This window comes from Pontibacterium sp. (assembly GCF_964228735.1).
GTDB lineage: Bacteria > Pseudomonadota > Gammaproteobacteria > Pseudomonadales > Balneatricaceae > Pontibacterium.
The window spans coordinates 1-9701 of sequence record NZ_CAXRBQ010000092.1; the positions used below are offsets into that span (position 1 = coordinate 1).

Consider the following 9701-nt stretch of genomic DNA (forward strand, 5'->3'; position numbering starts at 1 on the left):
GCGCCTTGAGTCTGAAAAATCGCGTTGCATGCCCCTGAATCCGGGTACTTCAGCTCCTCGTTGGACAACATTCCGAGAAAACAGGCATCGAGGAGTATTCATGAAAAATCCGGGTTAGGCAGCCTCGCCCTTTAGAGCTACAAAAGGAATTGTTCATGCTCTTTGTTGTTTCTTTAGCTGTTCTATTACCAATTTTCTTGTTCATGATGCTACTAATTATTGGCAGTTACTGCCTTGTAGCTTTTGTGTCCTATGTACCAATCCTCCTTATGAGAGTCTTTGAGAGAAAGCATCAGGTAGTTTTTAGTACCGCTGGTCGGCGCATGATAGTCGCGGGATGCATATTAGGTGGTTTACTCCTGTCTGTAGCGTTGTTCCAGGTCAGCAAGCCGATGTACTTATCGGCTGCTAAATTATGGTGTGGAATCGAAGGATCACTAGATGGAACAGGACGAGTAATGAGTTCTTGTCATTCAAGATATCGATGGCTTGAAGATTAGAAAAAGGCTGTTGTAACTAAGAGGTGGCTGGAGTGGCCTCTAATTGCTTCGTATCTATGAGCTTGTCGTCAAAAGCGAGGCGTTAAATCGCCAAGTTATCCTCGATTAGCAGAAACCTTCTATAGTTAGATTCATCCCTTGCCTACGTATGTCGTACTTGCGTGGTGTCGTACGACTGCGTTGTGGCAAAAACCGTTGTGATGGGTACGCCTCACACCAACTGATTGTGGTGATGGGGCTCTATTACACACGCTTCACTTGTGGTGCGATGAAACTGACGAGGTGGATATGAAGATCGTAAGGATTTTAATGGTGCTCATTCTTGCGTCCTGGCCAACCCTTGGACAAGCTGAAGGAACAACCGACCAGCCTATCTTCCCTCAACAGCTTACCGCTCGTGACTTGTTGACCGCTTGCGCAGCGAGTTCGTTGACCGACTTTGGCAGAACGCGACAAAGGTATTGCTGGGGATTCATCAGTGGAGTTGAGGAAGCGATTCGTCTTCCATTGCAAGTTACTGAGAAAAAGACCACGCAGACTATATGCGTACCAACAGGCGTGTCATCCAGAATACTTGCTAAAGCATATATATCATACGCCGCAGCCCGGGATGCGAATTTAGATCGCCCTGCGGCGCAGGTTGTCATCGAAGCGCTTTCCAAAACGTATCCCTGTTCAGGATCTACATAATTAGAAAAGGGCTTAAAAATCTCTTCGATTAAAAAGTTCGTTTATTAGATGTGTAGCTAAATAATCCGATAAATCCATTGGATAAGCGTTGAGGCTTCTATGGTGGAGTGGTCACCTCAATGCAGATTTGGGAGGTAAGGACTTGATAGATTTTCTGGCAGTTTTTATCTTCTTTTTTGCAGTTATTGATCCCATTGGTACAGTGCCTGTCTTTCTCGCGGTAACTCGTGGTTATGACGCCGTTGAGAAGAGGAAGATCGCGTTGTTAGCCAGTTTGGCTGCCGCAGGAATTCTCCTGTTCTTTGCAATTGCCGGAGAATTAGTTTTGAAAGCAATGGGGATTCCACTTCCAGCTTTCCAAATTGCCGGTGGTATCGTCCTGTTCTTGTTCGCTCTTTCGATGATCTTTGGTGAGAGTAAGCCCGAAGAAGAGCTCAAAATCGTGAAAGCGCATAATGAGACTGCCATCTTCCCGCTTGCAGTGCCTTCGATCGCAGGGCCGGGTGCGATGCTTGCTTGCGTATTGCTTACTGAAAATGCCCGGTTCAATCTATGGGAACAGGTTCAAACAGTGGCAATGATGCTGGCAGTGTTGTTAGTAAACCTGATACTGATGCTTGCCGCGAGCAGTGTTCACCGCGTTATCGGAAATGCGGGCGCCAGCGTGATCAGTAGGGTGATGGGGTTGATACTGGCGTCTGTTGCGGTTACCAACGCATTAGCAGGGCTTAGCGGGTATTTTGCCTCAATCTAAATGACGGACTCCAATGATATGGCGCACATGCGCATATTCATTCGCGTAACTTAATTGATTTTTATACGTAAGTAGACGTCGGCATTGGCCCTGATATAAAGCCATTACTTTATGAGTTGCCTGCGGATTGAATTCGGTAGCTAAGGGCGATTTTCGGCTGCTGGAAAAATAAAAAAGAGATACTCGTTTTATGGTATCTACCTGGGGAGTTGCTAGAAGAACGCTATTTGCTGAGGTGGAATTGCCGAAAGAATCTTGCGAAATGCAGCGGACGTTCTTATTTAGCGATCTAACCCGTATCTATTCATTAGATACGGGTTAGAAACAGATAAACGTTCGGAACGCCCGCTGGAATTACGTTTGTCTTAGGCTTTCTTAACAAACGCAGCTGTCACCATCATCTCACCGGCGCCATCCACTCGGCAGTCGAGCTGGTGATCTTTGCCTTCAACGATGCGACGGATTACAGCTTTAGTGCCGATCTTCAGAACCTGAGAGCTGCCTTTTACCTTGAGGTCTTTGATGAGGGTAACCTTATCGCCATCCTGCAGCAGCGTGCCGTTGGCGTCTTTGATGTTCAAGGTCTCTTCTTCGTCTGGAACCTCGTTTGGATTCCATTCGTGAGCACATTCCGGGCAGATCAGCATTTCCTGATCCTGGTAAACGAATTCAGAGTTGCATTTCGGGCAAGGAGGAAGGGACATACGGTATTACTTCTTTCAATGAGTTTGGTGTGAATGGTAAAGGGATGGATGTGGCTTGGCGAGTACTTTTATCTGAATTCCATTAACGGCAATCAACCGTTGAGCTAATCACTTGTCTCAGTAGTAGTGTCACAAGCTTCCGCTTAGGCGGGGAACCGGGTAGAGTCTTCGGCGTGCACCAATTTATTGTAGGAGTGGGTATGAGTAACGAGTGGGACGAATACGCGGAGGGCTGGGATGTTGATGCCTCGGTTCAGGAATATGCTAAAAGGGCATTTGAACAGCTGTTAAAGGTGGTTGAACTTGATGGCCTTTCTGTATTCGATTTCGGCTGTGGTACAGGTCAGCTCAGCCAGCTAATGAGTCCAAGCGTAAAAGAGATCGTTGCCCTGGATGGCTCACCTGAGATGATCAAACGTCTGGATCAGAAAGGGCTCAGCAATGTTTCCACCATTGCAGACTATTTGAGCCAAGACCTGATCGATCGTAATCCGCAGCTAAGCGGTGGATTTGACCTGATCGTCGCCTCGTCCGTGTGTGGTTTTGTACCTGACTATGAAGCGACACTAGGACTGTTAAAGTCCCTCTTGAGAGACGGTGGCGTATTTGTGCAGTGGGACTGGTTGTCTGAAGACTCAGAAGAGGGAATGTCTGAAACACGTGTGCGCAGTGCGTTGGAATCTCAAGGATTTGTGGACGTGCAGATTAGCACGCCGTTTGAAATGACCAGCTCGAAAGGCTCTATGACTGTATTGATGGCGACGGGTAACGCCGCATAACACTACAATCCGTCGGCCTCAGCTGGCAAAAGCGATGCAGCCGCGCAGACTGCATCGCCAAGGATCATACCTACTTAGATCTCTTTGTGTGGTCCGAACACTTCAAAGTGGATACGTTCAGCAGGAACGTTCCAGCTCTTCAGCGTATCGCTGACCATACTCATGTAACCCAACGGGCCACAGAAGTAGAAGTGTGCGTCTGGCAGATCGATCTGATCACGAATCTGGTTCAGGTCGGTCAGGTCAGCGAAATCGTAACCGCTGCACTGTTCGGTTGGAGCGTCGTAGAACAGGGTCTGAGACAGGTTGTCGTGTTTCTCTGCCAGTGCACGAATGTGATCGGCAAAGCCGTGTACCTGGCTGTTGATTGCGCTGTGTACGTAGTGGATCTGACGGTTGCTGCCTTTACCGATTAGGCTGTTCAGCATGCTCAGCATTGGTGTTTGGCCCACACCGCCACTGATCAGTACAACCGGTGTTTCTGCACGCGAATCCAGGAAGAAGTCACCGCTTGGTGGACTTAGCTGTACCACATCACCAACTTTCACATCGTTGTGCAGGTAGTGAGAGATCAGACCCTGGGTGTCACCGCTGCCTTCACGTTTTACGGCGATGCGGTAGGTTTTACCGTTCGGCGCATCGGACAGGCTGTACTGACGTATGCAGCGATTCGCAGAGGCCTCTGGTTGCAGGTAGATGCCAATATACTGGCCCGGCTGGAAATCAGGCACAGGTTCGCCGTCTACCGGTTCCAGCACAAAGGAAGTGATCAGTTCGCTTTCTTTGGTTTTCTCCGCAATGCGGAAGTCCCGTGTACCGCGCCAGCCACCGTTGGCAGTTTCACTTTCACGGTAGATACCTTCTTCCACTTCGATAAAGATATTTGCCAGTACGCCGTACGCTTCGGTCCAGGCTTCCACGATCTCATCGGTTGCTGCATCACCCAATACGTGAGCAACCGCTTCCAGCAGGTGTTTTCCTACAATCGGGTAGTGTTCCGGCAGAATGTTGAAGCTGGCGTGTTTGTGGGCGATACGTTGAACCGCTGCACTAAGTGCACCCAGATCATCGATGTGAGCCGCATAACCGTAAACCGCTGCAGCCAGTGCGTGCTGCTGACGGCCGGTCTTCTGGTTGGTTGCGTTGAAGATATCCAGCAGCTCAGGGTTCTGGCTGAACATCTGCTGATAAAAGTGTTGGGTGATCGCTTCGCCGTGTTCTGCCAGTACAGGGGCGGTGGACTTTACGATCTGGATTGTCTTTTCGCTCAGGCTCATATCGAGATGGCTTCCTTAAACAAGTAATTATTATGCATTTTTAAAAGGTGCGGATTATATACATGATTCAAGGTGTGTCCAATTCAATATGATGAAACGGGCGGAAGGCGTGTATTTGATGACGTTATTGGACAAAAACAACACTTAGAGTGTGGACATTAACAACAGATCTGATTCATCCGGAATGTGTATTTACCGCCCCCTGTTTTCGAGTGGTATACTCTGCCAATACTTTACCGAATGAGGAAGGAGGCGTTTGCATGATTGTTGTCCGTTATTACAGGCCTGTAACCCGGGTTAGTTGCGACATCTGAGTTGTTTAAAAACAACAAACTCCTTCGCTAAGCTCTCCTGTAATTACCCGGCCTGTATGCCGGGGTTCAACAGAATCCCAATAGTTTCTGCATGCCAGCAACTGGCATGTGATGTTTTGTCATGCACTATTTTTGGGATATCAACCATGCAAATCCGCAATCTTCTCGACCTGGGTTGGAGCAATTACTTTCAGTCTCAGCTCGACCTGGGATCACTGGATTCACAACTTCCTTTTCGTGTTATTGCCGTACAGCGTAACCTCGTTGAGTGCGTAGGTTTTGATACAAACAACCTGGTAAAGCAGCTCCACATCTCCACCTACCATTGGCGCGATGAGTCACCCGAAGGGCATCCGGCCGTTGGGGATTGGGTGATGTTGGATTTGGAGTATCAGCCACTTCATCTCCTGGAGCGGAAATCGCTCATCAAGCGTAAAAGTGTAGGGCGGTACTCGTCCATCCAACCGATCGCGTCCAACATTGATACGGCGTTTATCGTTACTTCGTGCAACGATGATTTCAGTGTCAATCGGATAGAGCGCTACCTGTCTATCGCGGCTGAGTCCGACGTTCATAGTGTCGTGGTCTTAACGAAAATCGACCAATGCGTCGATATTCAGCCGTATCTGGATGCAATCACACAGTGTGATCCTGCTCTGAATGTGGAATGCGTGAATGCCACAGATAGCGCATCGCTCGGTGTTTTACGCAGCTGGATTCGTTCAGGGCAGACAGTGGCGCTACTTGGTTCATCCGGTGTTGGTAAATCGACCATCATCAACGGCCTCAAAGGCAGCCTCGATCAGGAAACCGGTGCGATTCGTGAAAGCGACAGCAAAGGACGACATACAACGACGTCCCGCAGTTTGCACTGTTTACCCGGAGGTGGCCTGCTGTTGGATAATCCGGGGATGCGTGAGCTTCAGATCGTGGACAGTGAAGAGGGCATCAAAGCCACATTTTCAGATATCGACGCTCTAGCGAAACGTTGTCGCTTCCGAGATTGCCAGCACACGACTGAGCCCGGATGTGCTGTTGTCGCAGCGATCAATTCCGGCCGGCTTGAGCAACGCCGACTCGATAACTACCATAGCTTGTTATCTGAAGAGGCCCGCAACAGTCAGTCACTTGCAGAGCAGCGGCACAGTGACCGGGCGTTGGGGCGGTTTTATAAGACCGCGCTGAAGACTTCACGACAGTTTAAATCCAGAGACTAGGTTCAAAGGAAAAGCGCTTGTCCAGAGTCCTGAAGTGTTGCGATGCGATGCTTTGGGTCTCTGGCTAAGTGTGTACATAGAGGAGATATAAAGTGCCACATTGTTTGGTGGAGCATTCCAGAAAGCTCGACGGAGAGCTGTTGATGGAGAAGGTGTTCGTTGGGGCACGATGTTCAGGTCTGTTTGATCCGGAAGGCCGGGATATCAAAGTGCGTGCCTTGCCGTACACCACCTATATGTCCGGTGCTGGTGAATCGGAGTTCATTCACGTTGTGTTGCGGATCTTGTCGGGTCGAACCGCCGATCAGAAAGTACAGCTTTCAACTGCGGTGATAGCTGAGCTAGAGGCGATAGGGTTGGTTGATATATCGATCTCTGTAGAGGTCGTTGATATGGACCGCGACAGTTACCGCAAGGTACTCTCGTAGTATGCTCTCTTAGGTTACTGTCTTCTGGTACTGTATTAAGGGGCTGTCTTAACGGAACGGGGCTGAGTAACGATTAACCAATCGGCAGGATGAACTCGTTCGTGGTGTTGGTTTACCTCCGATTCAGCGATCGGGCTGTAGCATTGATCCTAAAGAACCACGGCGCACAAGCGATATCAGGAAGTAGGGCGTTGATTAAGGAAGGGGACGGTATGCGCAGATTACACACCATCATCACATTGTTTCTTGCTGCGGCAATGCTATCAGGTTGCAGCTCGGTGTCTTATAAGCCAGCCCCACGTCCGGTCGTTACAAATCCTGCACTTGCCAATGTATCGAGTTCACAGGATGTGACCGATCGTATGTACCAGCAATACCAGCAGTGGAAAGGAACCAAGTATGCGTTGGGTGGTTTGAGCAAAAAGGGAATCGATTGCTCAGGCTTTGTCTATGTGACTTATCGCGAAAAACTGGGTATCCGCCTACCACGCACCACTGACCATCAGTCACGTATCGGTCAGGAGATCGACCGTCGAAACCTGGTATCCGGCGATCTGGTGTTCTTTAAAACCGGCTTCAAAGTACGCCATGTGGGCATCTATATCGGCGAAGGCAAATTCCTGCATGCTTCCACATCCCAAGGTGTCACGATTTCCCGTTTAGATAATGTCTATTGGCAGGACAAGTACTGGCATTCAAGACGGGTAGCCTTTTAGCAATCTACTACGTAGCTGATACGCTAAAGGTGATGCCACTCTCCAAGAATCAAAGAGTAACAAGGACGGCTTACTATGAACGAACACGAAAAAATAAACTATGTTGAGTTTCCGTCCAAAGATCTGGAAGTGACCAAGCGTTTTTTTCAGGATGTGTTTGGATGGACGTTTGTTGATTATGGGACGGAGTACGCAGCGATAGCCGATGCAGGCCTGGATGGCGGGTTTTTCAAATCTGATCAGGTGGTTGCTACCGCCAACGGTAGTGCCTTGGTGGTGATCTATAGCAAAGATCTGGAATATACCCAGTCTAAAATTACCGCCGCGGGTGGCACCATCATGAAGGATATTTTTTCGTTTCCGGGTGGGCGTAGATTTCACTTTGCTGATCCGAATGGTAACGAATACGCTGTATGGTCTGATTTAGGCTAAACCCCTAAATATTTGGAAGTTTCAGAAGGATTTGAAGTATGTCTAAGGTTGTCCTGGAAGGACATATTCTGGTGCCAGATGCTGATCTGGCTGCCGTCATGGAAGCACTGGAAACGCATATCATGCATACCCGACAGGAGAAGGGATGTTTGGTCTTCAACGTCACACAAAACTCGGAGAATCCGAACCGCTTTGAGGTTTACGAAGAGTTCAGCAGCCGTGAATCGTTTGAGCGCCATCAGAAACGCGTGCGTCATTCGCCTTGGGGTGCGGTCTCGATGAATGCAGAGCGGCACTACCAAGTGACACCAATTGAGATGAACGATCAGTAACACAAGGAAAGTGAAACGAATGAATAGATTACCAAAGGTGGGCGTTCTGTCAGGCTTGATATTGTCGGTGACACTTTCGGGTTGCGCTAACCCTGATACGACGTACGCCGATCCGCCGGCCTATATAGTCGAGCAGGTAGAAGAGTTGCTGCCTGCCGCCGAACAGTTTGTGGCAGAGAATCAGACAGAGGCATTGGAAAAGGGCGTAGCGCTCACCGCGTCACAGCTGGAACTTGCAAAGCGGATTGGTGTTAAGCAACCGGAATCGGTACGGTTGTACTACGTGGATCGTCTGCCGTTGCCAGCCGATCCCCATCTTGAAGCAGCTGCTCGCCGTTTCGGTTACAGCTCACCGTTTATTGATGCCTACACCTTTGGATACGGTATCTGGATTGAGCACGATGCGAAGGATGATCTGGAGTTGCTCGCCCATGAGTTGATCCATGTGCGACAGACAGAGCAATTGGGATTGCAGGAGATGGTTCGCCAGTATCTGATGCAGTTGTATATCTACGGATACCGTAATGCGCCATTGGAAGTTGAGGCGTACAACGAAGCAGCGAAATACCTCTAATGTTTTCTGACCTGCTTGGCCAGCAGGGGTGGGGGTTACATCGTTCTCTCTAAGACTATAGGCGTCTTTATGAGAAAAAGTGAACCCCCTAATATCCGCACCGACTAAATCTTACATATCCCCCACATACTCCACTCAAGGACATGGACTGTTCCTATGATTAAATCGACATGCGTCGCAAGCACTCTTGTGGTATTTACGCTTTTCACCTCTGCTTATGCAGCTGAGTTTTTCACCGTATATGACATGAGCACGGTTTCTGACAAACCTTCCGTAAGCATCTGTAAAGATACTCGATGTGTTGCACTGGCAGATACGCTGGAAAAGGAAAATGCTGTGCTTAAAAAGTACGGTTTAACCGAGCTCTCTTTCAGTCAAATCAGTGATGTAAAAGGGGCACGGGTCAACGGTGATGGTGTTGTCATCCCATCAGATCTGGGCGAGGTATTACACAGCGAAAGCCAAGCGGTAATTGGCGATGCCGCATTCGACAATAGCTCTCACAGCCCGAAACAGCAGATAAAGCTGGGTGTATACGAAAACCCATGACTTTTGCGGTTTGGTTCGCAAAGAATAACTACTTCCCAACTCGCTCCTGGCCTTGTGAGAGTAAAAGATCATACAACGCCATTGCCGCAGGCCCTGTTTGACCTTCTTTAGGGGCAACCAGGTGAATGGGGATCTGAAAGCGAGTACCGCCCAGCATATTTAGTTGTACCAACCGATCGGCATCTGTGGCTTTGAGCAGATGGATCGGAACACGGCAGAATCCAATACCTGAACGCACGGCTTCCAATGCGTGGTCAAAGTTATCGACGGTAATGCGCTGGTGGGATTTGAGCCAGCCCGCGTCCTGTTTGTTTTTATCAGGTCCGGTATCTCGCACCACAATCTGCGTAGCGCTGACTAAGTCCTCCTGGCAGATCTTGTCTTTGCTGGCCAGCGGGTGTTGTGCGCCAACCACCAGCACCATTGTCACCAAGC

13 protein-coding genes are annotated in these 9701 nt (G+C 49.1%); 10 read left to right on the forward strand and 3 right to left on the reverse strand.

Going from position 1 to position 9701, the window contains the following annotated elements; genetic code table 11:
- Window positions 1-809: 809 nt before the first annotated feature.
- Window positions 810-1190 carry a Rap1a/Tai family immunity protein gene (locus tag ACEQ15_RS10770; protein ID WP_370279205.1) on the forward strand — a complete coding sequence of 127 codons (381 nt, stop codon included), beginning with the start codon at window positions 810-812 and terminating at the stop codon, window positions 1188-1190.
- A 142-nt stretch (window positions 1191-1332) separates the two neighbouring features.
- Window positions 1333-1944: a MarC family protein gene (locus tag ACEQ15_RS10775; protein WP_370279193.1), complete on the forward strand. Its 612-nt coding sequence runs from the start codon at window positions 1333-1335 to the stop codon at window positions 1942-1944.
- Window positions 1945-2309: 365 nt separating this feature from the next.
- Here ACEQ15_RS10775 and ACEQ15_RS10780 read toward each other — a convergent pair whose 3' ends face one another.
- Complete coding sequence (locus tag ACEQ15_RS10780; RefSeq protein WP_370279194.1) at window positions 2310-2648, reverse strand: zinc ribbon domain-containing protein YjdM; 339 nt, start codon at window positions 2646-2648, stop codon at window positions 2310-2312.
- Window positions 2649-2848: 200 nt separating this feature from the next.
- On the opposite strand from ACEQ15_RS10780, the gene ACEQ15_RS10785 reads away from it, so the two are divergent.
- Window positions 2849-3427, forward strand: coding sequence for a class I SAM-dependent methyltransferase (locus ACEQ15_RS10785; protein ID WP_370279195.1), 579 nt, complete (start codon window positions 2849-2851; stop codon window positions 3425-3427).
- Window positions 3428-3501: 74 nt separating this feature from the next.
- Here the strand turns inward: ACEQ15_RS10785 and hmpA are convergent, their stop codons facing one another.
- On the reverse strand, window positions 3502-4704 hold the full coding sequence (hmpA, locus tag ACEQ15_RS10790) for an NO-inducible flavohemoprotein (protein WP_370279196.1): 1203 nt from the start codon (window positions 4702-4704) through the stop codon (window positions 3502-3504).
- A 460-nt stretch (window positions 4705-5164) separates the two neighbouring features.
- On the opposite strand from hmpA, the gene rsgA reads away from it, so the two are divergent.
- The 7 genes from rsgA (at window position 5165) to ACEQ15_RS10825 (ending at window position 9266) form a co-directional block, all read left to right on the forward strand.
- Window positions 5165-6235: a ribosome small subunit-dependent GTPase A gene (gene rsgA / locus ACEQ15_RS10795; protein ID WP_370279197.1), complete on the forward strand. Its 1071-nt coding sequence runs from the start codon at window positions 5165-5167 to the stop codon at window positions 6233-6235.
- A gap of 92 nt (window positions 6236-6327) precedes the next feature.
- A complete protein-coding gene (locus ACEQ15_RS10800; protein WP_370279198.1) occupies window positions 6328-6663 on the forward strand; it encodes a 5-carboxymethyl-2-hydroxymuconate Delta-isomerase in 336 nt (111 codons plus the stop codon).
- 212 nt (window positions 6664-6875) lie between these two features.
- The gene (locus ACEQ15_RS10805) at window positions 6876-7379 is read left to right on the forward strand and encodes an NlpC/P60 family protein (protein WP_370279199.1); all 504 of its coding nucleotides are present in this window, start codon (window positions 6876-6878) and stop codon (window positions 7377-7379) included.
- Window positions 7380-7454: 75 nt separating this feature from the next.
- Window positions 7455-7811: a VOC family protein gene (locus tag ACEQ15_RS10810; RefSeq protein WP_370279200.1), complete on the forward strand. Its 357-nt coding sequence runs from the start codon at window positions 7455-7457 to the stop codon at window positions 7809-7811.
- 38 nt (window positions 7812-7849) lie between these two features.
- Window positions 7850-8143 carry a putative quinol monooxygenase gene (locus ACEQ15_RS10815; RefSeq protein ID WP_370279201.1) on the forward strand — a complete coding sequence of 98 codons (294 nt, stop codon included), beginning with the start codon at window positions 7850-7852 and terminating at the stop codon, window positions 8141-8143.
- Between the two features lie 19 nt (window positions 8144-8162).
- Window positions 8163-8717 (forward strand): DUF4157 domain-containing protein, encoded by a 555-nt coding sequence (locus ACEQ15_RS10820; protein ID WP_370279202.1) that lies wholly within the window; start codon window positions 8163-8165, stop codon window positions 8715-8717.
- 156 nt (window positions 8718-8873) lie between these two features.
- Complete coding sequence (locus ACEQ15_RS10825) at window positions 8874-9266, forward strand: hypothetical protein (RefSeq protein WP_370279203.1); 393 nt, start codon at window positions 8874-8876, stop codon at window positions 9264-9266.
- A gap of 28 nt (window positions 9267-9294) precedes the next feature.
- Here the strand turns inward: ACEQ15_RS10825 and ACEQ15_RS10830 are convergent.
- On the reverse strand, window positions 9295-9701 hold a 407-nt coding region (locus ACEQ15_RS10830; protein WP_370279204.1), incomplete at its 5' end, for a substrate-binding domain-containing protein.